At 58.2% G+C, this 23,799-nt stretch carries 22 protein-coding genes; 4 read left to right on the forward strand and 18 right to left on the reverse strand.

What is annotated here, in order from left to right; translation table 11 throughout:
- Positions 1 to 39 precede the first annotated feature (39 nt).
- From VNL17_07115 to VNL17_07130, 4 genes are all read right to left on the reverse strand, one after another.
- Positions 40 to 3,663 carry a DNA/RNA non-specific endonuclease gene (locus tag VNL17_07115; protein ID HXI83845.1) on the reverse strand — a complete coding sequence of 1,208 codons (3,624 nt, stop codon included), beginning with the start codon at positions 3,661 to 3,663 and terminating at the stop codon, positions 40 to 42.
- 407 nt (positions 3,664 to 4,070) lie between these two features.
- A complete protein-coding gene (locus VNL17_07120; protein HXI83846.1) occupies positions 4,071 to 5,489 on the reverse strand; it encodes a sugar transferase in 1,419 nt (472 codons plus the stop codon).
- A 75-nt stretch (positions 5,490 to 5,564) separates the two neighbouring features.
- Positions 5,565 to 6,350: an exosortase-associated EpsI family protein gene (locus VNL17_07125; GenBank protein HXI83847.1), complete on the reverse strand. Its 786-nt coding sequence runs from the start codon at positions 6,348 to 6,350 to the stop codon at positions 5,565 to 5,567.
- Positions 6,351 to 6,363: 13 nt separating this feature from the next.
- On the reverse strand, positions 6,364 to 7,506 hold the full coding sequence (locus tag VNL17_07130) for an exosortase/archaeosortase family protein (protein ID HXI83848.1): 1,143 nt from the start codon (positions 7,504 to 7,506) through the stop codon (positions 6,364 to 6,366).
- A gap of 112 nt (positions 7,507 to 7,618) precedes the next feature.
- Between VNL17_07130 and VNL17_07135 the strand changes: the two genes are divergently transcribed.
- Positions 7,619 to 9,136 carry an ABC transporter substrate-binding protein gene (locus VNL17_07135; protein HXI83849.1) on the forward strand — a complete coding sequence of 506 codons (1,518 nt, stop codon included), beginning with the start codon at positions 7,619 to 7,621 and terminating at the stop codon, positions 9,134 to 9,136.
- Here VNL17_07135 and VNL17_07140 read toward each other — a convergent pair.
- The 12 genes from VNL17_07140 to VNL17_07195 form a co-directional block, all read right to left on the reverse strand.
- Positions 9,123 to 10,901 (reverse strand): hypothetical protein, encoded by a 1,779-nt coding sequence (locus tag VNL17_07140; GenBank protein ID HXI83850.1) that lies wholly within the window; start codon positions 10,899 to 10,901, stop codon positions 9,123 to 9,125. The genes VNL17_07135 and VNL17_07140 overlap by 14 nt on opposite strands.
- A gap of 107 nt (positions 10,902 to 11,008) precedes the next feature.
- Positions 11,009 to 11,980, reverse strand: coding sequence for a ring-cleaving dioxygenase (locus VNL17_07145; GenBank protein ID HXI83851.1), 972 nt, complete (start codon positions 11,978 to 11,980; stop codon positions 11,009 to 11,011).
- Positions 11,977 to 12,636, reverse strand: a complete 660-nt coding sequence (locus VNL17_07150) for a dienelactone hydrolase family protein (protein HXI83852.1) — start codon at positions 12,634 to 12,636, stop codon at positions 11,977 to 11,979. Before VNL17_07150 ends, VNL17_07145 begins: the two co-directional genes overlap by 4 nt.
- Positions 12,637 to 12,653: 17 nt before the next feature.
- A complete protein-coding gene (locus VNL17_07155) occupies positions 12,654 to 13,562 on the reverse strand; it encodes an alpha/beta hydrolase (protein HXI83853.1) in 909 nt (302 codons plus the stop codon).
- Positions 13,563 to 13,579: 17 nt separating this feature from the next.
- On the reverse strand, positions 13,580 to 14,074 hold the full coding sequence (locus VNL17_07160; GenBank protein HXI83854.1) for a DUF302 domain-containing protein: 495 nt from the start codon (positions 14,072 to 14,074) through the stop codon (positions 13,580 to 13,582).
- Between the two features lie 16 nt (positions 14,075 to 14,090).
- Entirely contained in the window at positions 14,091 to 14,591 is a 501-nt protein-coding gene (locus VNL17_07165) for a hypothetical protein (GenBank protein ID HXI83855.1), read from the reverse strand.
- Positions 14,592 to 14,648: 57 nt separating this feature from the next.
- Positions 14,649 to 15,170, reverse strand: coding sequence for a DNA starvation/stationary phase protection protein (locus VNL17_07170; GenBank protein ID HXI83856.1), 522 nt, complete (start codon positions 15,168 to 15,170; stop codon positions 14,649 to 14,651).
- 21 nt (positions 15,171 to 15,191) lie between these two features.
- Positions 15,192 to 15,434 (reverse strand): DUF2630 family protein, encoded by a 243-nt coding sequence (locus VNL17_07175; protein ID HXI83857.1) that lies wholly within the window; start codon positions 15,432 to 15,434, stop codon positions 15,192 to 15,194.
- Positions 15,431 to 15,967 (reverse strand): DsbA family protein, encoded by a 537-nt coding sequence (locus VNL17_07180; GenBank protein ID HXI83858.1) that lies wholly within the window; start codon positions 15,965 to 15,967, stop codon positions 15,431 to 15,433. Before VNL17_07180 ends, VNL17_07175 begins: the two co-directional genes overlap by 4 nt.
- Positions 15,964 to 16,485, reverse strand: a complete 522-nt coding sequence (locus VNL17_07185) for a redoxin domain-containing protein (GenBank protein ID HXI83859.1) — start codon at positions 16,483 to 16,485, stop codon at positions 15,964 to 15,966. The genes VNL17_07180 and VNL17_07185 overlap by 4 nt, the downstream gene beginning before the upstream one ends.
- 265 nt (positions 16,486 to 16,750) lie before the next feature.
- Positions 16,751 to 17,350 (reverse strand): thioredoxin family protein, encoded by a 600-nt coding sequence (locus tag VNL17_07190; GenBank protein HXI83860.1) that lies wholly within the window; start codon positions 17,348 to 17,350, stop codon positions 16,751 to 16,753.
- Entirely contained in the window at positions 17,347 to 17,895 is a 549-nt protein-coding gene (locus VNL17_07195; protein ID HXI83861.1) for a TlpA disulfide reductase family protein, read from the reverse strand. Before VNL17_07195 ends, VNL17_07190 begins: the two co-directional genes overlap by 4 nt.
- 85 nt (positions 17,896 to 17,980) lie before the next feature.
- Here VNL17_07195 and VNL17_07200 point away from each other — a divergent pair, with 85 nt between their 5' ends.
- Both VNL17_07200 and VNL17_07205 read left to right on the forward strand, forming a co-directional pair.
- On the forward strand, positions 17,981 to 18,457 hold the full coding sequence (locus VNL17_07200) for a CvpA family protein (protein HXI83862.1): 477 nt from the start codon (positions 17,981 to 17,983) through the stop codon (positions 18,455 to 18,457).
- A gap of 473 nt (positions 18,458 to 18,930) precedes the next feature.
- Positions 18,931 to 19,188 (forward strand): hypothetical protein, encoded by a 258-nt coding sequence (locus VNL17_07205; protein HXI83863.1) that lies wholly within the window; start codon positions 18,931 to 18,933, stop codon positions 19,186 to 19,188.
- 4 nt (positions 19,189 to 19,192) lie between these two features.
- Here the strand turns inward: VNL17_07205 and VNL17_07210 are convergent, their stop codons facing one another.
- Positions 19,193 to 20,122, reverse strand: a complete 930-nt coding sequence (locus VNL17_07210; GenBank protein ID HXI83864.1) for an exosortase/archaeosortase family protein — start codon at positions 20,120 to 20,122, stop codon at positions 19,193 to 19,195.
- Positions 20,123 to 20,161: 39 nt separating this feature from the next.
- Positions 20,162 to 21,307: an iron-containing alcohol dehydrogenase gene (locus VNL17_07215; GenBank protein ID HXI83865.1), complete on the reverse strand. Its 1,146-nt coding sequence runs from the start codon at positions 21,305 to 21,307 to the stop codon at positions 20,162 to 20,164.
- 1,151 nt (positions 21,308 to 22,458) lie between these two features.
- On the opposite strand from VNL17_07215, the gene VNL17_07220 reads away from it, so the two are divergent.
- A complete protein-coding gene (locus VNL17_07220; protein HXI83866.1) occupies positions 22,459 to 23,784 on the forward strand; it encodes an epoxide hydrolase in 1,326 nt (441 codons plus the stop codon).
- Positions 23,785 to 23,799 lie beyond the last annotated feature (15 nt).

Below are 23,799 nucleotides of genomic sequence, written 5' to 3' on the forward strand. Positions count from 1 at the left end.
CCTCAACAGGGTTCGGCTGGAATCGAAATCGAAGGCGGCCTACGGCACCAGCCGCACGCGGTAGTAACGAGCGGGGATATTGGTCGCGCCGCCATCATCGAGGTAGTTGGTGACCGGGCCAACCGTATTCGTGACCGTGAAAATGTCAGCAAAGCCGTTGGTGTTGTAGCCGCCGCTCCCATCTCCCCCCGTTGCCTGCAACGCATTCGTCCGGTTACTGCCCATCGTCCACGTCACGCGCAAACTGTTGCCGGTCACGGTGACTGAGACGACCCGGAACGACGACATGCTGTTCGTCGGGTCAGTGCCGGTAAGGAATTCCGCGAGGTTATTCTGGCCGTCACCATCGGGGTCGGAACTGGCGCCGGCCGGACTGTTGGTGGTGCCGAAGTATTGGATCTGCCAATTCTGAAACGCGGTAAGGGCGGTGATGTAATTTGCCTGGATGTTGGTACTGACACCCCCGGTGCCGGCAACCACCAACGTTACGGACCAGGTGCCGGCGGCGTAAATATGTGCCACGCTGTTGGTCGTGACATTGGTGGTGCCGCCGTCGCCAAAATCCCAGAAGCGATTGCTGATCGTGCCGGTCGAAGTATCCGTGAAGCTTACGTTGAGAGGTTCCACGCCGACGGTCGGGGCGCCGGTAAAGCTGGCGACCGGGGGCAGAGGACCGGTGAGGAAGTTGTAGACACTCGCGAAATCACTGGCCGCGCAGGCCTTGCTGATTCCCGCGCCTTCGGTGGGAAGTGAGCCGTTCTTGCTTTGGGTCAGAAGAAGTGAGCCAAGGATCGTGGCCGGGGTAATGCCCGCGCCAGCAGTGGCGGTCAAGTACGGAGTCTGGGCGCCAAGGACGCTGCTCGTCGGATTGACATACAGGATCATGTTGGTGCCTGCGGGGTCGGTTCGGATAATCACGCGATACGAGGTTCCGTAGGGGAGCCCGGCCGAGCCGTAGACGAACGGAGCATTGGTCTCGCCAGTGGTACGACCTCCGAAGACGTAGTTCGTATTGGCGGCGTCCGCGGCCTTCGCCGTCAACTGGTAGTCGGCCACGGAAGTGTCACTGACGCCGCCATTGGCACTGGCGAATGCGGCGAAGAACGACGGCGCCCCGGAGTTCGCCGGGGCCGCGTTGGTGACGTTTACCACGAAGCCCGCAAACACGGTCAGATTCGTCGTTGAGATGAAATCCTTCGAGGCATCCGGTTTGACACTCGTCTGACCGCCCGGAATCCATGCGACGCCGCCACTGATTTGAATTGGGGTGACGGGTGCCCGCGTCACCAGGAAATTATCGACGCGATCCGAGCCGGTGGCACCGATTGTTCCGCCACCGGCACTGGTGGTCGAATTATTGACCAAACGGAAATACACATTTGATTGATTGTCGAGTGCCGGGATGCTGCTGAGATCCACGTTGGTGTGATAGGCGCCGTCATACACTCCGCTTTGCCAATTCGTCCGGCCTCCGGTTGCGGTATTCACCAGCACGGTAAATGTCCCGCCGAACTGTGTGAAGGTTGTGCCGTTCGTGCTGTATTTTAACACGAAATCTCGGGGGCCGGTCGCACTGGAGGTTTGATCCCAAGCGAGCTGGATCCCGGCTATTCCCAAGGTGCTCAGTTGGAATTGGAAGTAATCGCCTACACCCCAGTGATTAGCATTCCAAGAGTCCGGCGAGCCATCCCCCACCGCCGCGGTCCACGCAGTAGAGGCGCTAACATGAACTCCTGTCGCAACGCCTGAGCCGATGTCAGCCGCAATATTCCCCACCGTGGTCGCCGTAATACCGGCGAAAGCATTGGTATTATCGCTTTCAAAACTCCACAGGTCATTGGTAGTGCCACGCTCCTGCCAGCTTGCCTGGCCGACAAGGTTGCCGGAGGCGAAGCTGCCAAAGTCGTCGAAGAAACCGAAGCTGATAACATTGAGAGCAACGGCGCGTGTTGTGTCGCCAGCGTGATTGGTCGTGTTGGTGAATCCGATCGCGTCGCTGTAGTTGCCCTGGGACAAGTTGACGGCGTTGCTGTTGATGGTAACGGTCACCACGGTGCTGGAGCCGCCGGCCAGTGTTCCGCTGGCCGCCGACAAGTTCAACCAAGGCATGGTCGCGCCCGCTGTCCAGTTCAGCGAGATGCTGCCGGTGTTGCTCAGGGTATAATCTTGGGAGGACGGGCTGAACGGTCCACCGACCTGTTCCATCACGCTGTAGGGGATTACCGGATCGACTACCAGTTGGCTTGGTGCGAGCACAGCCAGGTTAACTCCGCGTGCTACCCACCCGCCGGTGGTCGAGTTACTAAAGGTGACCGCGGCAGAATAATTCCCGGCTGCGAGCGAATTGGCCGCCGCGTTGACGGTCACCGTGATGTCCGTGCTTCCGCCACCGGCGAGCGTACCGCCGGAAGCCGAGAGGTCAAGCCACGGGGCGCTCTTGTCGGCGGCCCAGGTCAACGAGGTCGCGTTGGTGTTGTTCAGCGTGTAGATCTGCGTGGACGGGCTGAAGGACCCGCCCTGGCTCCCACTGCTGGCAAAGACGGCGGTCGGCGCGACGGTGAAATCGGGGACGACCGGCGGGAAGACGGTGAAGCTGGAAACACTGGTTGCACTGCCGCCAAGTCCCCACACGGTGATCTGGCCGGAAGAACCGCCGACGGGAACGAGAGCGATGATTTGGTTGGTGGCGGTTATGGTGTAAGGAGCTGCGGTGCCGTTGAAGCTGACATTCGTGATCGTGTCGAGGATCGCGCCACTGATGGTGACGCTATTGCTTTGCGAACCACTGGACGGGGAGAAGCTGGCAAAGGACGGGGCGGCAGCGGCTTGACCATCTACCTTGCTTCGGAGCACCCACGCGAGGTTGTTCGGCAATGCATTGAAGAATGTGAAACCGGTCAATTGTTGGAGCTGTTTGGCGGAAGTAACAAAGCTTTGCCACGAATTGGTCTGTGGCGCGTTGGGAATATCGACGGCAATCACGCGAATGGAGGCGGCGGTGGCGTTCGTGAGGCGGCTGAAAGCGGTTCCACTGCCCAAAGGAGCGCAGACCACAATCTTCCACGTATTGGAAGGAATGTAGACATGACCGGCGGCGATCGTCGCGGTACCGAAGTTTCTCGGGCCGCATGTGATCAACAATTCCTGGGTGGAAATGAGCGAGCGGCAGTAGTCCTCGAAGTTTCCCCAGACAACCTGGTTTTCATTCGGGTCTTGGGGGATGATGTTGGTCATCAAGAAAACGAGGTTATTGTCTGTCGTGTTGTCCGTGCGGTCAGCGGAGGGGCACATGTGACCGCGATCCCAACCGGTGCCGGTGTAGGAGCTCGGTGATACCACGAAGAAGCCAGCGGGTAGGCTGGTGTCGGCGTAGAAACTCGAGGAGCGGTGACCGCCGACGACGTAGTCGCTCGCGGTCAAATCCCAACTCGCCCAATTGGGCACGCCGAGGCTATCATTGTAATCAATGGCCTCAACCGTGCGCTGAATCAGGTAGTGGCTGTGATTATTAGTGTCGATGGTAGCCCCGGTAGGGTTACCGAGTTGCATTTGCAGAGTAGCGTCGATGATGGCAAAGGCTTGAAAGACGGGTAGCAATAGCGCGACCGCACAGATAGCAAATGGGAACCATTTCCGCGCGCAAGACTTGCGAATAAATCTCATAGTGTTAATACCCCGTAGCACAAACCCCAAGCAGGCGCGCGAAGCGTCCGTCGTGCCCAGCTAACCAGCATCTTACGTCCCTTTTACTGGGCGCCAATTAACTTGACTTTATAATAGCAGAAATCACCCTCAAATACAAGGGGAAATGGGTGATTCGTGGAAAAGGGACAGGGAAATCTTGAAGCCTTCGCGGTTTGCAAGAACTCATGCGCTCCCAGCTGTTATCAGTTTCGCGATTTTCTAGCCGAGAATACACGCGAAGAGACGACAATCCGCTCCAATCTGGGATTAGAAGACGATTTCAACCTAAAAGGCCAATAATCGATAAGGGGCTTTTCAACAAGAACGAAGCAGGGTTAATCATATGGGGCCAAAATGGGATGCGGCAAAAAGAGTGCGCCAGGCCGTTAGCGGGCGCCGAGGCCGGTGAGGACTACGGGGACGGTGCGGGCGAGGATTTTCAGGTCGAGCCAGAGGGACCAGTTGTCGATGTACTGGAGATCGAGCTGCATCCATTGGTCAAAGCCGATCTGGTTGCGGCCGCTGATTTGCCAGATGCAGGTGAGACCGGGCTTCATGGAGAGGCGGCGGCGATGCCAGGGATTATAGTGCTGCACTTCGGTTGGAATGGGCGGCCGGGGACCGACGAGGCTCATGTCGCCGACAAGAACGTTCCAGAGTTGCGGAAATTCGTCGATACTGGTGCGCCGGAGGAACCGACCGACCGGTGTAACGCGCGGGTCGTCCTTCATCTTGAAGACGGGACCGCTCATCTCGTTGAAGGCCTCGAGTTCCACACGCAACATTTCGGCATTGGTGACCATCGAACGGAATTTGTACATTGTGAAGAGGCGTCCGTGCAGGCCGCTGCGTTTCTGTCCAAAGAGGATGGGGCCGGGCGAGGTGAGCTTGATAATGATGGCGACGGGCAGCAGGACCAGCGGCCCGAGAATCGCCAGCCCGATCAGCGCGCCGACAATGTCAATCAGCCGTTTGCAGGCGAGTTGCCAGGAAGTCTCGGGGGTGGTGCTGAAAATCAGCAGCGGTTTCCCGTAAAAATCGTCCACGGTCGCGCGGGCAATGGAGGTCTTTACGAAGTCGGCCACCAGCCAGGCCTCGACGCCTTCCACCTCGCAGGCGAGGATCGCTTTTTCAATCTCACTGAACGCAGTCTGGCTGACGTTGAAAATCACGCAACCGACCGGGAGGCGGTGCAACAGCACGGGAAGCTCGGTGAGGAGGTTGTTGTTGGGATCGAGCCGGGCGGCGACGCGCAGGCTCCACTCGGGATGCTCCTCCAGCAGCTTGGTGAATTCGGTGTTCCGGTCTTCCGATCCCACGAGGATGACTTCCGTCAGATCCTTCCCTCGGAGGGCGCGATTGCGCATATACATCTGGAAGAATCGGTCTTTGGCAAAAAGCGCAACGATGCTGAGGAGGGCGAAGATGACGACGACCATGCGGCTGAGCATGGCCAGCTTGAAGAAGTACATCGCGGCCATGACCGCCAGGGTGCAGATGGCGCAGCTTTTGAGGAGGATCCACACGGTGTTACGCCGTCGCAAGGTGTGGGCGCGGCTGTAAAAGCCGTTAAGATCGAGCAGAAACGGGTAGAGCGGTAGGATGATAAGATACAGCCATTTGTAGTAGCGGAACGACGCGATCATGACGAACTGAGTGGCGAAACCATGGAAGGACATTGGGAACGGAAACAGATACGCGAGTTCCTCGCGCAACGCGTGGGCCAGGCGAAAGACGACGGCGATCAACAACGCGTCGCCAATCTGGTTGGCCTGAATGATAAATTCTCTTCGTCGACTCGGCATTGGGACACCCAAACACTTCCGGACAGCGAGTTCGTGGACCCCACCAAATGCGGGCCGCTCACCCCGCGGTAACCGCTAGTTCGCGACCAAAGTGGGATAAATATCCTGCACAAATCGGGCCACGACCTTCATCGTCTCTTCTTCCGATTTGCCTGTGCCACCTGTTGCACCGTTTTTCGTCACGGGTATGTGGATCAAAATGTAGGCCCAGCGGTGGTTGGTGTTGTGCAACACTCGGTCCTTGGCCGTCCAATAAATGCGCTGCCAATGATATGGAGTCACCCGATCCTTGCCGATGAACCAATACAGAAAGATCGAACTTGCTCTCGCGACACGTCCGTCCGGTAGTTTTACGTCCCGGATGGCGTTCAAGCGCGAGACGGAGAGCGCACCGCCCTTCGCGGCAGGTGTGCGGATTTGCTCGACTTCGAGTTTCCCGAGGCCCCAACCCTGGCCGGTTAGGCAAAGTTCGGGACGGTGGATGCTGGTGACATCGCGGCCCGCCAGTACGATTGAGCAAAATAACTCGTCACCATCCTTGTCCTTGAACATGCGCCGTGACCCCATCGTGTCTTCCGGTAATATCCGCTTCTCCTCTTCCGTCAACCCCGACAAGTCTCCACCTGTCCAGTCGCCTGCCTTGTCAGTCAAAAATGGTTGTCCGTCCGGAGTTAGTTTCACACCTGGCTCGGAAACCTTCGTGACATCGGAAGTCATGGCCGTGAACAGCACCCCGCCGCCGAGAATTGCGACCACAATGGCGATTTGCCTTGTGCTCGGCCCGCGGCGCGTTGGCGTCGTGGCTCGCACGGGAGATGGTTCGGCTGCAGCCTGCGCCGTGTTTGCGTCTGCTTCGCTCATGCAACTCCTTCCGTCATAGCAAAGGCCTCTCATCGTGTGGGCCACCGTTCGTCGGGGGTGGCGGTGGCTTCAGCCAATTCTCAAAATAGCGGCGAAACGGGAAATTCAATAACAACCCGATAATCACCATCGTCGACAAGGCAACTCCGAAGACGATAAAACCTGAGTATTCGTGATACGCCTTGCTTGCAATCTCCTGCCCATAAACTTGGGCCACCAGGGCGATGGAAGTTACGCGCGCGATGTTACCCAACACTGCCAGAGGCATCGCGCTCAAAAATAACAACCATCGTTTCCATTGCACCTGCTGCGTTACGTAGGCATAGGCGGCAGTAACGGTCGTCAATGCCATAAGCGACCGAATCCCACTGCACGGCGCGGCCACATCGAAATGAAATACCCGGGAATAAATCCCGGTGCCAACCCGCGTCGTCTCAATGCCAAACATATTCAACAGTCCCGTGGACGACCGGGCCATCAGCAGCTGCAGCGGGAACCCAACCCGCTCGTCCAGAAAGTTCAACGGGATCATCAATAGTAGAAAGCTGATGGGAAAAAGCAACAGGCGGAAAGCCCCGCGTCCTCCCAGTGCCAGCGCCAACCCATACAGCAGGATCACGAAAGAGAATACCACGATGCGGGGCTGCATCGCTTTCACGCCGAAGTAATACACGGCCATCGCGACCGCAACCACGGCCAGCCCTCGCGGAACTGGGTCGTCCATCGCCTCCCGGATCCCGCCCCACAAGGCCGCCACTTGCCAGAATAAAAGAATGGGAGCAATCTGGAGTACCCGAGGGGTTAACGATTCGGAGATGATGTCCGGAGTCATCAGAATAAAAACGGTGGCTCCCAACGCAATCCAGTAGGGCTGCCAACTTCGCTGCTGGTCAGAATCGCGATTGGAGAGATTCCACCAGAGGAGGCCCAGAGCAATCAATGGGATTAGTGGACCGTGGGAGTAATTCGAAACGTGGTTCCAGTGGCTGACGAGCCAGATATAACAACTCATCTGGTCAACATGCTGGATTTCAACGGTTTGTACGAAATAAGCGTAGTAGACCAGGCCGACCAGAATGACCCCAAGGGCAACCTTCACCCAGTCGATGGAACTGGAGGGGAATCTAACAGCCGCAATCGAGGTCCCGTTACTCATTACAAATAGTGAGCGTAAATCCCTTGAAAATCCCCGCTAGTGTAAGGCCACCCATCATTCTTGTCAAACTCCCCCGCTTGTCGCCGAGTGGCCTGTCAGCTACCATCCCGCAATGAAACAGCGCGCGCTCCTCGCACTCGTCCTCGCATTTGCAAGTTGCCAGCATTCTCACCAACCCGAACCTGCGACCCTGATCTTTGCCCGGGGGGCTGATTCGCAGAAGCTCGACCCCGCCGACGTGGACGACGGCGAATCGATCAAGGTTCTTGTCAACATCAGCGAGGGTCTCGTCCGCTTCAAACACGGCACCACAGAAGCGGAACCCTGCCTGGCGACTTCCTGGACAATCAGTCCTGACGGTCTCACCTACACTTTCAAGCTTCGTCAAGGCGTCCGCTTTCACGATGGCACACCCCTCGATGCGCCGGCTGCCGCGTTCAGTTTCCTGCGCCAAATGGACAAGTCCAACCCTGCACATCTGCCGGACGCGACATTCGCGTACTGGTCGGCCATGTTTAATATGATTACTGCGGTCGAGGTTGTCGACCCCATGACCCTGCGCCTGCGCCTGCGCGAACCGCACGCCCCGCTGCTGGCCAGCCTCTGCATCCCGGCGGCGCACCTCATCAGTCCGAAGTTCATCGACCAGCGCCATCCCGTCGGCACCGGGCCGTTCCGCTTCGTGGAATGGGCGCCCAACGAGCGCATTGTGCTCGAAGCCAATCCCGAGTACTGGGAGGGTAAACCAAAAATACAGCGTCTGGTCTTCAAAGTCGTTCCTGATTCCGCCACGCGCCTTATCCAGCTTCAAACGGGCCAAATCCAGGCGATGGACGGCATCGACCCGAACGATCTGCCCATCGTCAAGCTCGACAAATCGCTGCAGTTGCTCACCGCGCCGGGACTGAATGTTTGCTACCTGTCCTTCAATTGCCAAAAGCCGCCACTTGACAACAAGGTCTTGCGCCGCGCGATCGCCGCCGCCATCAACAAAAAAGACATCATCGACGACGTCTATCGCGGGGCGGCCATCGTCGCCCGAAATCCCCTGCCGCCATTTGTCGCCGGGCACAACGACGAAATCCCGGAGCAGCTTTACGAAACAACCATGCCATGGCCCACCGTGAAGACGCCCTTGCGCCTCGAAGTGATGACCAACCCGCGCCCGTATCTGCCCAATCCGCTCCGGGCCGCCGAGATGATCAAATCCGACCTGGCGAAGATTCAGGTCCCCGTCGAAATCGTCCCGAATGAATGGGGCGCGCACCTCAGCCGCACGAGCCACGGCGACCACCAGATGGCGTTGATGGGCTGGGTCGGCGACAACGGTGATGCGGACAATTTTCTGTATGTGCTGCTCGACAAGGACACCGCGACGCTCGGCTCTGCGCTCAACATCTGTTTCTGGATGAACGACGCCTACCATGATCTCATGGTGGCCGCGCGACGCGAACTCGATCCCGCAAAACGCGCAGCGCTCTATCACAAATCACAGGAGATCATCTTCGAGGAAGCGCCCATGGTTCCGCTCGCTCATGCCGAGTCACTCATGGCCTGTCGCGCAAACACTGACGGCATCTTGTTCGAGGTTAATGGCGACATCCTTTTCTACAAAGCTACGGTGAAGTGAGTACGCGGAACACGGTGAAGCGTCCGCTCTCCATGATTCGTTGGAAATGCCGGAGTTGTTCCGGTTGGTTCTCGAACAACAACGCTGCGCAGTGGGCATCCAGCAGCCCGAGCTTGTCCGCTTTGTAACGCCGCGAATCCTGCCCGTCATAGGAGAACCCGACGTCGTACACGAAATAGTCGGCCTCATACTTGCGCACAAAATCGTAGAATTGATCCTCGCTCCCATAAATCGCTGCCAGCATCTCGCGATAGCGTTCGCGAATCCGTTGGTTCTCGAACTTCGAGTGCATGATGATTGGTCGCCCCGTATGCGCAAGGAACACGGGCGAATCCCCGATCGAGGAGAGCAGAACGGCATTCGTAGGCGTGTTCTCCTGCAGCCATTTCACAATCGGACGATACTCGTCGGGCGATGCCTGCTCTCGTTTCAGGGGCGCAAAGTTCAGCATCGCGAACTGCCATAGGGCGGCGACAAAGACCACCCACTTTCCCCACGTGCGTTCCGCCACCAGGCCTGCCGCGACCACCGCGACCGCAAACCCCAGGAAAACAAAGCTGCGTACTACCATCCACGCCAGCGGCGCGAGCAACAAGGTGAACACGATGAAAATATTCGTGGCGCAAGCGACGCGCTTGCCACTGGTGAACACATACACCACCGTCACCAGCACCAAGGGACCGCACCACAACAAGCTGCGCCAGAACTCGTGCAAAGACGCGGTTTCAAACGCGCCGCCCTCCCACAACAAACGCGCCTCCCATGGCAGGTCCGCGGGATTGACCGGTTTCACTCCCAAAAGGCGCAGCTTGTACATGAAGAGTTGGTACACATGCGCGTACTCCCCGTACGACTTCTGCAACAGCACGCTCGCGAGCAGCAAACCCGCCACCCAACCCGCAAACACCAGCGTCGCCCGCCTCCGTCCTCCGTTGATCCACACGGCCAGCGCCAGCGCGTAGAGCACGCACATCATCGGCGACAGAAAAATCTGTTTCGCCCGCAACACAGGGACCAACACGCAGCCGGCCGCCAGCGTCAGGACAAACCAGGTTAACCGCGGTGTTTCACCCTTGCCGAGGTACACCAGCGTCGTGGCCACCAACAGCGGCGCCATCACAAACTGCGTCAGATGCCAACTCGCCAGCGCCGCGAGCCAGAACAGCGCGCCCAGAAACTGGTCGCGTTTTCGCTGGTCCTGCAACGCGCGCATGGTGAAGAAGAGTGCGAAAATGATGAGCGAAATCGCGAAGTCTTCGCGCAGGAACAGGTTCTTCACCGTCCGCCCATAGCTCGGGTACAATGCCGCGTAGAGCGCGCTGGCAAAGACCCCCGCCCCATCACTGCGCCAGAGCGCCCGCGCCAGGAAGAAGACGCCAAACAATGACAGGCTGGAAACCAGACAGTCGTACCAAACCACAAAGACGTGGAACGCTGGCAGCGGGAGGGCGAGGCTCCTGCCGAGCCGATACAACACCCCCACCGGCACTTCCATCGCCACGGTGAACTCGGCCCAGTCGTCGATCTTGTCGGGATACTGGACCGCGCGGTCCTGCGAGAGTTGACCCCAATCACGGATTGGATGAAACGCGAAAAACTTCGCGAAGCGATACTGAAACGCATTCTCGCTCCAGAATTGCCCGACATCGTCCTGCGCGTCCCACGTCCGATTGGAAAAAATCTTCGCTGTCTTCAGATGGACGTGAAAAGCGTACAGGACCGTGACCACCGCCAGACAAAACACAAGTCGCCGCCACGAGTTCATCGTGGCAGCGATTCTTAACCGCGACGCCTCCTGATTACAAACCCCTTGTGGCTGCATTCGCGTACCCTGTCACACCGTCGTGCCGTTTCACCACAACGCGATTGCTGTCAGGCTCGGCTCGTAGGCAAACGCACCGGCGGGACCGCCCGCTCGATGGCTGCGTGATCGCGCTCCAGCCACGGGGGTAGCTTGAGTTTCGTGCCCAGCTCTTCCGCCGGCTCGTCGACGGTAAAGCCGGGATTGTTGGTGGCGATCTCAAAAAGCACACCGCCCGGTTCGCGATAGTAAATTGAGTGGAAATACGTGCGGTCCATTACCGGCGAAATGTTAAACCCTTTACCGGCAATCTCTTTGTGCCAGGCTTTCTGCTGCGCATCATCTTTCGTGCGGAACGCGACATGATGGACAACGCCCGCTCCCATGCCGCCGTGATGGGCATCCGGTACGCAAAGCAGATCGACCGTGGATGCGAACCCGTCGCCCGTACCGGCACGGTAACGGAAACGATTCTGTTCGTTCCCCATAGACTTGAAACCCATCACGTCTGCCAACAGTTTGGCAGTGTTCTCATAACCCTCCTCGGAAATTGTCACGCTGTGAAACCCACGAATAGCCTGCTCAATGGGAACAGGACCGTTTGCCCACGGCTGGCCCTTCGGTTCCACCACTTCCACCGAGCTGATGATTTCCAACTGCATCCCGTCCGGGTCGGCAAAACCGAGAACACGTTCCCCGAAGCGTTCGACCACCGCCTGCAGTGCCACGCCTTTCTCTTTCAATCGTTTGGACCAATAGTCGATTGCGCCCATGGGAACGGCGAATGCGGTGGCGGTTACCTGCGGCGGGCCGATTCGCCCGCGATACGCGCCGGCCCACGCGAAGAAAGTCATGATTGACCCCGGCCGGCCCAGTTCGTCGCCATAGTAGAGATGATAGCTCCCGGGATCATCAAAGTTCACCGTCAATTTCACCAGTCGCAATCCCAACACGCCGCAGTAGAAATCGATGTTCTTCTGGGCATCGGCGGTGATGGCGGTGACATGATGAAGTCCGCCAATCGTATTCTCAGGGGTCGTCATGGTCGGTCCTTCTGATTGGCAGCGATGACGCCCTTCAGCAACTTTCGGCAGGCATCGAGCTCATCGTCATTGATCGTGTGCGGCATGCCGGGATAACGGCGCAACTCAACCACTGCGCCCATCTGACTTAGTACGGCCTCGGTCTCTTTCACGCGCTCGAACGGGACATGCGGATCGGGATCGCTCGTGCCCAGGAATACCGGGGTGCTGGCCAGCGAGCCCGGATAATTTCTCGGGGTGCCAGGAGGCCCAATGAGCCCACCCGTTAACGCGATCACCGCGCCGTAACGCCGCGGATGCCTCGCGACAAACTCCGATGTGAGGCAAGCTCCCTGCGAGAAACCCAGCAAGATGATCCGGCCGCTCGAAATGCCACGGGCCAGAAGATCATCAACGAGCGAATCAAGTCGACCCAGCGCCGAATCCAGATACGGCTGGTTCGCGTCAAGCGGTGCGAGGAAGGAATGCGGATACCACGTGTTTCCAGCCGCCTGCGGTGCAATGGCCGCGAGTTTTTCGACGCCCAACTCCTCGTACAGCGAGAGCGTGCCCTCCGCGTCCGCACCCCGACCATGGATCAGCAGGATCGTTGCGTCCGCCTTTTCCGGCGTGGGACCGGCAGTAAGGACCGGCTGCTTGGCGTGTGGATCGTTCATGAATTAAGCGGTGGTGTCTAGCGATTGAGGAACTCAAGCAATTTGGGAATGACCTGGTCGGGCGCCTCCTCCATAAGCCAGTGCCCGGCGCCGCGAACAACGACGCCCTCAACGTTGGTCGCCACCAGACGTCCCTGTTGGATCAGGAATTCGCCGGAAGCCTTTTCCCCGGTCAGGACCAACATCGGCATCGGCAACGGCGTTTTGGCGAAGCCGGCAAAATCCTGCGCATCTTTCTCGAACGCGCGAAAGTATTCGAAGCCGGCGCGCATGTGGTCCGGTTGGGCATAGGCGGCCGCGTAAATTCGCCGGTCGCGTTCCGGCACCGAATGGGCGGGGTCCGCGGCGAAATCATTCCAGAAATGCTCGAAATAAATACGTTCGCGACCGTGCACGAGCGCGAGGGGCGTCTTCCCATAGAAATGAAAGTGCCAGAGGTCGCGCATCAGCCATACATCGCGCCAGTTCCCCACACCGGGAAGGAAGGCGTCCATCAATACAGTTCGATCCACCTCGCTTGGATACTGTGCCGCATAGGCGTAGGCGACCATCAGTCCAATGTCGTGCCCGACGATTTGAATGTGGTCGTACCCAAGGTTGTGCACCAGCATATGAATGTCCTGGGCCATTACGGCCTTGGTATAACCCTCGGTCGGCGTGGAAGACTGACCCGCGCCGCGTAGGTCCGGCGCGATGACGGTGTGGGTCTTAGCCAGTTCCTTCATCAGCGGTAGCCACATGTGACTTGTTTCGGCGTACCCATGCAGGAGCACTACGGGGTCACCCTGGCCGGCAATCAGGTAGTGCAGCCGCACGCCGTTGACATCGGCAAACCGACTTTGCGGCGCTGGTTCTGCAAAGGCAGTCGCGGCCAAAAGCACAAACAGATAGAAACTCGAAAGGTGACTTGTGAGTTTGTTCTTCATAACGATGGATCTTCGGTTCAGGCAGCGGCTGTCGTTAACAAGGCTTCAATCTTGGAGTCCAAATCGCGCGCGATCTTCTGCGCCTCCGCGCTTCCGTACGGAGCCAAATAGCTGGCCATCCGGTCGTAGGACAAGTGCACCTCATCCGGACGTTCATCGATCAAAATCGTCACCGGCGCATACGAAGCGGCATCGGGAACATGCACAGCCATTTGTTTCATGATAAGCGGATTGCCGACGACCAGGCGCAAGATACGCGGTGTTTCAGTCCCACTTTCCTTGCGCAAAATTTCGCCGATATCAAAACGGGTGAATTCCATCAATCCTGACGGTCCGACCGCCTTGTGAATGACCTGTTCCAGTTCTTCGAATGTCTTCGCCGTGGTTACGTCCTTCGGAAACGCGCGCATATCCGGATGCCCGATGGTCACACTGAGCTTCGCGACCACATTCTCGAATGGATTGCGAGAGAGCATGCTGAACCGCTGCACGGTAACCTGGATCGTCGGCATCGGGTGTGCCTTCCGTTCAAGCCGGACGAACCGCTTCGTCCCGGAACTTGATCGCCGCAACGATGGTGAGCACAACAAAAAGCGCCATCGCACCGAGTTGCGCGACCAGGAAAGGCGGCTCATGTTGCGTCGGAGCCAGCGCCTTCAATGACGGCACCTTCAGGAACGCCTGCACGATTAAAACGAACACATTTAGATAGAGCGCAATCGTGGCGGTGATCACGTAGGTCTTGCGCCACGCGCCCGCGAGACGACGGCCATAGCGAGCGACAATCGCCACCGTCAGCACCACCAGCGAGATGGCGCCGACCACCTGGGACGGCAACAGGCGATCGGTCGGAAAACCGTACCCGGTCACGCTGGTCGCGACCGTCGTTCCCAGGAAGAGCGCCGTCCAGCCGTCGAACCGTTTCGAGGCCAGCAGCCCGAAAATGACCACGAATCCAGAGAAGATCCCAACCAGGCTAATCGCGACGTGGATGAAGGTGTACGTGGCTGTCGGCATGCCGAATATCATGCTGCGTCTCCTTTCTGTTGGGTTTGGAGTACGAGCGCGCTACGCCTTCGTACTCCTTCAAAGATCGCGGACGATCTCTGATAGAAACCACGTCCGACGTTCCGTCTGGTCAATCCAGACCTCAATCAAGCTGGCGGTGGCGACATCATTATGCTGTTCACAGACTTCATGGGCGGACCGCAGAAATCGTGTCAGGTGCTGGTTGTCGGCCGACAATTCGGTCAGCATGTCTCCCGGGGCAACAAATTCCTCATTGTTGTCCTCCAGGCGTTGGTGTCGTGAAATATCGCTGATGGAATGGAGCGTGGTTCCTCCGATCTTGCGGGCTCGTTCCGCAATATCGTCCGTCATGGCAAAAACCTGGTCGGCATGCTCGTCCAGAAGCAGGTGGTAATCACGGAAATGCGACCCACTCATGTGCCAATGGAAATTCTTTGTCTTGACGTAAAGCGCGAACACGTCCGCGAGCAATTGGCGTAACGCGCTGGAAATCTCCCCAACCCCCTTGCGGCTGAGATCAGTTGGTGTTTTTAGAGCCTCATTTTCCCGCACCTCTAGTGTTGCATCACTCTTTGTCATCGCCTTGTCCTCCTTCCACTACTACTCATAGTTCTCGACGGTTTTTGGCGAACGAACGTGGGCTTTATTCGGGTCCTGCCCCGCGGAGCGCCGGGCCTGCCGCTGGCGCAACAAGTCCCAGCACTGATCCAATTCGACCTGAATTTTTTTGAGTCGCGCCGTCTCCGTGTTGCCAAGGGGCTCTTGCAAATAAAGTTGATGCTCTTCGGCAGCGAGGCTTTGGATATGCTTGAGGACCGATTGATCGGTGTCCTGTTTTTTCATAGCGCTATCTCCATCGCCTTCAAAAGCGTAACGAGATCAAAGGAGTCGTCGTGGCGAACGCCGTTTATGAAGAACGTCGGCGTGCCATTCACACCGCTGCGGGCGCCGCTCATAAAATCTTCACGTACCCGGGCGGCCTTGGTGTGTTTGGCAAGCTCGCTGGTAAATTGGGACGCCTCGAGGCCCAGCCCGGTCGCATACTGAACCAAATCCTCGTCATCAAGCGCTTCTTGATTCTCATACAACGTATCGTGCATCTCCCAGAATTTGCCGTGCGCCCCCGCCGTCTCGGCCGCTTCCGCCGCGTGCTCGGCGTGTGGATGCATCGTCGAGAGCGGGAAATTGCGAAAGACGAAGCGCAATCGCTTCCCAAGGTGCTCTTGCAGTTCTTTCACGACCGGATAAGCCTGCCCGCAATACGGACACTCGTAGTCGCCGTATTCCACAAGGGTGATCGGGGCGGTTGCCGGTCCCTGAATGTGATCGCGTTCTCCCACCGGGAGCGTCAGCTTGGCCACCCATTGTGTTCTCATGCTGCCACCTCTGGCCTGGCCGGGAGGGCTTCAAGTGCCGCAAGGATCCCATCAGCACCGGGATTGACACCGACCGGTGACACGTAGCTCCAGCGAATGGTTCCTTCCGCATCAATCACAAACAAGGCTCGCTCGCAGGTGCCGTCTTGTGGGCGATAGACCCCGAAGGCGCGCGCCACGGCCCCCTTCGGTTCAAAATCGGGAAGCAGCGGGAAACGCAGTTTGCGATCTTTGGCGAATGCCAGGTGACACCAGATGCCATCGACCGAAACGCCAATCAGTTCCGCATTAAAGCGATGAAACTCCGGCAGGAGTTCATTGTAGAGGGCCATCTGGTCCCCGCATACCGGACTCCAATCGGCCGGGTAGAACGCCAGGATAACCGGCTGGCCGCGAAAATCACGCAGCGAGACGCTTTGGTCGGGCGTAGTGTGCAACGTGAAGTCGGGCGCCGGGGTGCCGGCTATGAGTGTCCCTGTTGGATGATGAATCGATGGCTCGTCGATATTCTTTTTCATAAAGCTTCCGTCCCTCCAGGATCAGGATTGGTAAGACAGATGTCACGGAACACACGGTCGTACGAAGAAAAGTCTCTCGCGTACTTTGCGACTTCGCTTCGGCTGCGACCCGATATGTTGAGGGGGGTGTGAAGAATGCCCAACGCGCACCTCAACTCAAGCGGCATATACCGCCGGTTCCAACCCCTGTCAAGTGCATACCGCCCGAGACGAACACCCGGGTGGCTGTCGTCGTTTACGTTGCTGGCCGCGCCCCCGTCTCAGCTCAGGTCTTGGCGCGGAACTTGATGCCGCAGCCCACGAACTTGGTTTCCTTGTTGGCGACCGGCAGGCCGGCAGTCGACGCGTCAATGGCGTCCTGCAGGAAGTGCGCCTTGACGTTCTCCGCGTTCTGCGAATCATCAATGGCGCCGTGGTACACCAGCTTGCCGTCCTTGTCGAAGAGGAACGCCTCGGGTGTGCGGGTAGCGCCAAACGCGCGCGCCACGTCCGACGTCGCATCCACGACGTAGGGGAACGTGAAGCCGAGCTTCTGGGCGCGCTTCTGCATCTCGGGATAGCTGTCTTCGGGATATTCGGCGGGATCATTTGAGTTGATGACAATCACGCCCACGTCCTTGTCCTTGCCGGAATTGCCGATGGCCGCGATGCGGTCCTGCCACGCTTTCACGAACGGGCAATGATCGCACGAGAAGATGACGAGTGTGCCGTTCTTACCCGTGACGTCGGCAATCGACACCTCTTTCCCGTCCACGTTTTTCATCTTCACGGTTGCGGACGGCGCCTTGTCACCGATGTTCAAGCCAAACGCGCTGCCGGCCAGCGACAGCGATACGATCAATGTCCCTAACGAATTTCTCTTCACGGAGTGCCTCCTGCTGGTTTTGTTTGTTTGCCAAGGATTTCGACCACTTTCTGCTCAAAAACGTTGAAAGTGGCTTCGCCTTCCCAAAAATCTCGCAGCTTGCCGGTCCCGTCGAAAAGGAACGTGGCGGGCAACGCGCCCGTCCATTGCTTCCCCATCCCATCAATGAACTCCTGGTCCTTCTCCACCTTCAAGTACGCCGGAAATTCCACGCCGCGCTCGGCCAGGAACTTCTTCACCGCCGGTAGGTCCGTCTCAGTATCCGCCGAGACGAGTAGGACCTTCAAACCCAGCCCCTGATACTTGTGCGCCACGTTCACGAGACCGGGAAATTCCTGCCGACACGGTCCGCACCAGGTCGCCCACATGTTTACCAACACCGCTTTCGCTCCCGAGTCGCGAACCGACTTCTGAATATCAGCGGCGGTGACCGGCGTCACCCGCACGTCTTCGACACGCACCTTGTTCGCCGGCGCACAGGCCGCAAGCCAGGTGCCGGCGCACAGGAGAGCGCCTACCGTAATGTTTCTTCGAATCGCCATCATGACATGTAATAGTACATGAAATCGGTTGCTGCGCCAGTGGGCATTGCGTAGGATTCCGCGTGCTTTCGAGAAGGCGCAATGTACCATGAGCTTCGGGTTGGCCGATTTCGCAGCGGCGGGCTATCTGACTTGGGGCGCTCTCAAGGGCCGGCGTCGCGGCTTGTCCGTCGAACTACCGCGATTCGCCAGTGTGACCCTGGCACTGGTTACGGGCGCGGGGTTGGCGCGTTGGGCGGACCATATATTTGAGGACATTAACAAACTTACGGGCCAGGCGGCCGGCGCGCTGGGCTGGGGTGGAATCCTCGTAGGTGCGTTCTATCTGGCGCGCCAGTTCCGGGCTTGGATGGGGCAATGGATCACGGGCCTGTTGCCGGAAGAAACTGTGCAGAAGCGGGCTGGTATGGCGGCCGGGTTCCTGCGAACGCTCGTCATTAGTTCCATCATCACGATCTGTCTCCTGCACACGCCGCTGGCGTTCCTCGTTCGCGATTCCGTGATGGGCGGTCTCGCAAGAATCGTGCAACCCGTCTATCACGTGGCCAACAAACCGCACCCTTGACCCACCTGCGCGGGGCTTTTGCCAGATAGTGCGCCACGCTGGACAATGCACTGGACACTATGTCCAACGCACTGAACACCTACCACTGGTAACCCGATGCGATTTGCGTCCGTTTAAAAAATAATTGCGCTGCATTGATTGTCCTAACTGCAACGGGGCGCACGCATTTCACGCACGAGCGAATGCGTCGCTTACGACTCTCGTTCTTCTGGCATAGCCTATGCGATCTTAGGTTACCGACGAGCAAGGGTATGTGGAAACGATCGACGCCCCCGCGCGTCCGTATTCGTAAATGAAACCGAAGACAAGAATGGATAGTTTGGTGAACGCGTCAAACACTCTGAGCTTTGGGTCTCCTATTGTTCAGAAGAGTCGTAGAGAACCGCGCCGAACTGCATGGACGTTGATCTGCGCGGGCTTTTTGACAGGCGTGTTGATCTGCGGCCTTGTGCTGTTGATGCGGTAAGGAAACAATGCGAACAACTATGCACCCACACGCGCCAGAAACCAGCGCCGTCGCAATCCACGCCCAAGCGCGGATCGATGAGCTTGGTAACCACATCCTTTTCAGGGCCCTTGTCTTTACCTTGTCTGTCGCGGGAGGATACTATTTGTCGCGTTTCATGTACACGGTCCTGTGCCTGTTGCCATCATGGATCGATTGGGCCCGCACAGAAGCCAGCCCGCTCGCCGACATCGCGCGGTTCCTGCACTCAGCCTTTGGCAACTAAGCCGCTACGGCTTGCTCATCGGGCTTGGCGTTTCAGTGCGTCCCCTCGGCAACGGCCTGGCGCGTCGGGCAATCTTCCAAATGAGCGCCAATCCCGAAAAATAAAACAGCATCCCCAACGTCTCGTGTACGAAGCCGTACGGCAACGTCGTTCGCGGTGCCACGGCGCAAATGCTGACGATCCGCAGGAAATTGAAACTGATGGCGATGGGGACCGATATCGCCACAAGGGACAGCTTCTGCACCCACCGCAGCCGATTCTGGAAGGCCAGGATGGTTGCCACGATCAACGCCGACGTAAGCAACCCGAATCCATTGCACTCCGTCGCGACGACAAACGCATGCCCCTTCACATCCAGGATCAATCGAGGCGGCTGCCCCTGCTCCAGCGCCAGTCTCACCGTCGATCCCATCGCTTCCAGCAACGATCCCGCATATCGCCCCGCCATTGCCCGCAATGGCCAGTCTAGCGTCGGCACCAGCCCGGCCAGGATCCCAAATACAAAGAACGCGCCCAACGCCGGCAGAAATTGCCGGACGCCGCTCTTGCCAAAGAGAAACGAAACCACTCCCGCAAACGCCAGGCACGCCGACAAGACAAACAGCGGCAATAATCCCCCTCGCACGTGCGTCGCCAGCCAGAGGCATCCGAGCGCAAGCGCGACCAAACCAATCCCCTGGTTGCTGATTTGCGGCGCAGGCTGTAGGTCATACATCGCGTCGCGCACGCAAATCGCCAGCGCAATCAGCACCAGCAACGCCCCGTTAAAAAGCTGCTGCGTGTGAATCGTTGTCGACCCCAACCAGTAGAGCAACGGCAGGTACAGTAGCCCGATCAACACACTGACCGCCAGCACCATGGCCATGCTCGTCGAGTACACGGACGGCGCGTCGCCTTTGCCGGCTACCAGTGGTTTTTCAGGGGCGGATTGCATTCGTTGGATTAGACGGTATCACACTTGTTCTGCTCAAGCTTAGAGGGCGCGCTCAAGAATTTCCCGCAATTCCTCGTCGCGCAACGGCAGCGGATTGCCCTTCATGCTGCTCGATGATTTTGATTTCTCGATGATCGCCGCGAAATCGTCGCACGCCACCCCATACTGCCGCAACGGCGGAATTTTCAACACCCGAACCAGCTCGCCCGGATCGCCAACAATCTTTGCCACTTCCTCAAAACGCCGGACAATTTCCGTCGGGGCGGACACCGCACCGCGACCGGCCGGCCCGCGAATCATCCCGCGATTGACCTCCATCACATGCGGCAGCAGCACCGCGCACAACGCGCCGTGTGGGGCATTGAACATTCCTCCCAACGGCCCGGCCAGCCCGTGGACCGCACCCAGTCCTGCGTTCGCCAGCGCCATCCCGCCGAACACACTCGCGACACACATGTCCTGCCGCGCCGCCACATCTTCACCATGCTCATAAGCGCGTCGCAACGACCGGGCCGCACGCGTCATGCCTTCCCGGCAGATCGCGTCCGTCATCGGATTCGCTTTCACCGAAACAAACGCCTCAATCAACTGCGTCAATGCATCCATGCCGGTAGTCGCCGTCAGTTGTGGTGGCAAATCGTAAGTGAGTTCCGGATCGACCAGCGCCATGCGCGGCAGCATGAACACGCTTCGCAGGCTGACCTTCACGCGCTGTTCGGGCGCACCCAGCACTGCGTTGCGGGTGACTTCCGCGCCCGTGCCTGCTGTCGTCGGAATCGCAATGTACGGCGCCGACGCTTTCGTCAGCGGCTGGCCTTTGCCGATCACCTCCACGTAATCCAGCGGATCACCGCCGTTCGTCAGCAACGCCGCGACAGCCTTGCCCGTGTCGATCATGCTGCCGCCACCAAACCCAATCACCAAATCACATTTCTCATCCCGCGCCCGTTGTGTCCCCGCCCGCGCCACGTCGAGCGTCGGCTCGCCCACTACCGAAAACGTCGCATATTCAACCCCCGCTTCCGTCAACGCACTCAGCATCGGCTCCACCCGCTGCACCGCCCCCGCCGACTTCCCAATCACTACCAAGGCCCGCTTCCCCAGGTAAGACGCCAGATCGCCAACCTCCTTCAATTTCCCCGCGCCGAATACAATTCGGTTCGCCGTGGCAAATTCAAAGTTCACGCTCACAATAGAATCGCCGCCTCCATCCGTTGTCGAGCGCAATGAAGGACGCCTTCAGGCCTTTGTAGCGGCGGTCGGCGCCCGCCCTGAGTCGGACCGCAGGGACCGCCGAGTTTTCGATCATAAGGCATCAAAAACACCCCTCCGGTGGGTTCGTTTTCCAAAACGAACCCACCTGCAAAAATGCTCTGCAAACAGCGTAAGTTTCTAACAACAAAATGGATACACAAGAAATCTTCTTCGAAAACGGTGGGTTCGTTTGGTAGAATGGCATGTTTCTTTCGCGTGATACCTTCCCAGCGCTGTCACCCTAAGTCCCGCCACGCGGCGGGATCCTGTAGGATTGCGGGACTTGTCGAGCCGAGTCCGACGGAGCGGAGTCTGACGACACGCCACTCGCCGTACTCCCGTGGCAAACGCTGCTGTTGTTTGCGGCAACGGTCTCTGTCGTTGCCGGACTGATTCTGTAGGGTAGGCGCCCCGCCTGCCGTCGCATATGCCTTCCCCCTTGAGAGTTGCGCGTTGAACGTTGGAAAGCTTGGCCTTCGTAGCCTTCGCGAAGTAGGGTTGAGCGTTCATTTATTCACTCTCCGCATCATACCATTATCGGAATCCGATGTCTAGGGAAAAACTACGCTTTTGTTGTGCTCCAATTCCCCAAGCACCTTGCTTGTCGAACCGTCTCTCTGGCGATACACTCATTGGTCGTAAAGGGAGAGGGGATAACTCGCACATCCGCCTACTAGTAGAAGCCATCTCATAAATGCTTGTAGGCCGCTTCTGCGAAGTGGCGTTCTGTGGTTTCCCGCAGAATTCCGCCGACTCATAGAGTCGGCCTACAGCGAATCGCCGTTTATGAGATGGGTTGTAGAGTTGCCTACTGTCCCACTCAACCTCCCCGCCGTGCTTCATTGTTGTCCGGGTCCTCCCACCCAAAAAATAAATTTGCATCCTCCAAAGAGTTGGGGAAACATACGGTTAAGGCGTTGGTCGCAGAAAAATCTTAACGTAAGGAGCGCACCTTATGGCTACGATTCTCACCAAAGACGGAACGTGATTTCCTCCAGGGACCGTGTCTCGCAGTAAGCCGTGAAACCCAAATTATGTAAAAACAAAATCACCCACCACCCATCACCAAATCAGACGCACCTATGAAGACCAAAAAACAAACCAAGCCCGCTTCAAAAGTTGCTCCCCTGCGAAGTCTTACCGCGCGAGCCGCCGGTGCCGTGCTCGCCTTCGGAACCGCCACCACTCCGGCCCTGGCTGCTGACAGCTCAGGAGCGGCCGACGCCATCCGCCCCTTCCATTTTCATGCCTCGGATAAAGACCTCGCCGATCTTCGCCGACGCATCAAGGCGACCCGCTGGCCCGAGAAGGAGACGGTCGCGGACGCATCGCAGGGCGTGCAGCTCGCGACGATGCAAAAACTCGCGGACTATTGGGCCAACGATTACGATTGGCGCAAGTGCGAGAAGAAACTGGACGCCCTGCCGCAATTCACTACCGTGATCGATGGCTTGGAGATTCATTTCATCCACGTTCGTTCGAAAAATAAAAACGCGCTGCCTATCATCATCACGCACGGCTGGCCCGGCTCGATCATCGAGCAGATGAAAATTATCGGCCCGCTCACCGACCCTGTCGCCTACGGCGGGAAGGCGGAAGACTCCTTTGACGTGGTGATCCCTTCGCTTCCCGGTTACGGTTTTTCCGGCAAGCCGACGAAGCCGGGATGGAATCCTGTTAGCATTGCGAAGGCGTGGGCGACGCTCATGCAACGCCTCGGTTATACAAAATACGTGGCCCAGGGTGGCGATTGGGGCAACGCCATTTCGGAGGTGATGGCGTTACAGCAACCGCCGGGATTGTTGGGCATTCACTCCAACATGGCGGCAACGGTTCCGCCCGATGTTTCGAAGGCGCTTTCCGCGGGCGGCCCCCCGCCCGACGGCCTTTCGCCGGAGGAAAAGTTCGCGTGGGACGGGCTCGCTGACTTCTATAAGAATGGGCTCGGGTACGCCAACGAGATGGCGCTTCGTCCGCAGACGCTGTACGGAATCGTCGATTCGCCGATCGGTCTCGCGGGTTGGATACTGGATCACGACATCCGCAGCTACCAGATGATCGCCCGCGTTTTCGACGGCAAGAGGGAAGGGCTCAGCCGCGATGACGTTCTCAATAACATCACGCTCTATTGGTTGACGGAGACCGCAATCTCTTCGGCGCAACTCTACTGGGACACGGCGCATAATTTGCCGGCCGGCGGCTTCTTCGACGCGAGAGGCGTCAAGCTTCCTGTCGCCGTGAGCGTTTTTCCCGACGAGATCTATGCCGCGCCGAAGAGCTGGACGGAGAAGGCGTATCCCAAACTCATCTACTATAACAGGCTCGATAAAGGCGGCCATTTCGCGGCCTGGGAACAACCGGAGCTTTTTGTCACCGAAATGCGCGCGGCCTTCAAATCACTGCGCTGATACACAACCAACCGT

It is taken from the genome of Verrucomicrobiia bacterium (assembly GCA_035577545.1).
GTDB lineage: Bacteria > Verrucomicrobiota > Verrucomicrobiia > Palsa-1439 > Palsa-1439 > Palsa-1439.

Coding starts and splice junctions, on each gene's coding strand:
- VNL17_07115 (HXI83845.1), bottom strand. CDS start 3,663: ATGAGATTTATTCGCAAGTCTTGCGCGCGGAAATGGTTCCCATTTGCT.
- VNL17_07120 (HXI83846.1), bottom strand. CDS start 5,489: ATGCCGAGTCGACGAAGAGAATTTATCATTCAGGCCAACCAGATTGGC.
- VNL17_07125 (HXI83847.1), bottom strand. CDS start 6,350: ATGAGCGAAGCAGACGCAAACACGGCGCAGGCTGCAGCCGAACCATCT.
- VNL17_07130 (HXI83848.1), bottom strand. CDS start 7,506: ATGAGTAACGGGACCTCGATTGCGGCTGTTAGATTCCCCTCCAGTTCC.
- VNL17_07135 (HXI83849.1), top strand. CDS start 7,619: ATGAAACAGCGCGCGCTCCTCGCACTCGTCCTCGCATTTGCAAGTTGC.
- VNL17_07140 (HXI83850.1), bottom strand. CDS start 10,901: ATGAACTCGTGGCGGCGACTTGTGTTTTGTCTGGCGGTGGTCACGGTC.
- VNL17_07145 (HXI83851.1), bottom strand. CDS start 11,980: ATGACGACCCCTGAGAATACGATTGGCGGACTTCATCATGTCACCGCC.
- VNL17_07150 (HXI83852.1), bottom strand. CDS start 12,636: ATGAACGATCCACACGCCAAGCAGCCGGTCCTTACTGCCGGTCCCACG.
- VNL17_07155 (HXI83853.1), bottom strand. CDS start 13,562: ATGAAGAACAAACTCACAAGTCACCTTTCGAGTTTCTATCTGTTTGTG.
- VNL17_07160 (HXI83854.1), bottom strand. CDS start 14,074: ATGCCGACGATCCAGGTTACCGTGCAGCGGTTCAGCATGCTCTCTCGC.
- VNL17_07165 (HXI83855.1), bottom strand. CDS start 14,591: ATGATATTCGGCATGCCGACAGCCACGTACACCTTCATCCACGTCGCG.
- VNL17_07170 (HXI83856.1), bottom strand. CDS start 15,170: ATGACAAAGAGTGATGCAACACTAGAGGTGCGGGAAAATGAGGCTCTA.
- VNL17_07175 (HXI83857.1), bottom strand. CDS start 15,434: ATGAAAAAACAGGACACCGATCAATCGGTCCTCAAGCATATCCAAAGC.
- VNL17_07180 (HXI83858.1), bottom strand. CDS start 15,967: ATGAGAACACAATGGGTGGCCAAGCTGACGCTCCCGGTGGGAGAACGC.
- VNL17_07185 (HXI83859.1), bottom strand. CDS start 16,485: ATGAAAAAGAATATCGACGAGCCATCGATTCATCATCCAACAGGGACA.
- VNL17_07195 (HXI83861.1), bottom strand. CDS start 17,895: ATGATGGCGATTCGAAGAAACATTACGGTAGGCGCTCTCCTGTGCGCC.
- VNL17_07200 (HXI83862.1), top strand. CDS start 17,981: ATGAGCTTCGGGTTGGCCGATTTCGCAGCGGCGGGCTATCTGACTTGG.
- VNL17_07205 (HXI83863.1), top strand. CDS start 18,931: ATGCGAACAACTATGCACCCACACGCGCCAGAAACCAGCGCCGTCGCA.
- VNL17_07210 (HXI83864.1), bottom strand. CDS start 20,122: ATGCAATCCGCCCCTGAAAAACCACTGGTAGCCGGCAAAGGCGACGCG.
- VNL17_07220 (HXI83866.1), top strand. CDS start 22,459: ATGAAGACCAAAAAACAAACCAAGCCCGCTTCAAAAGTTGCTCCCCTG.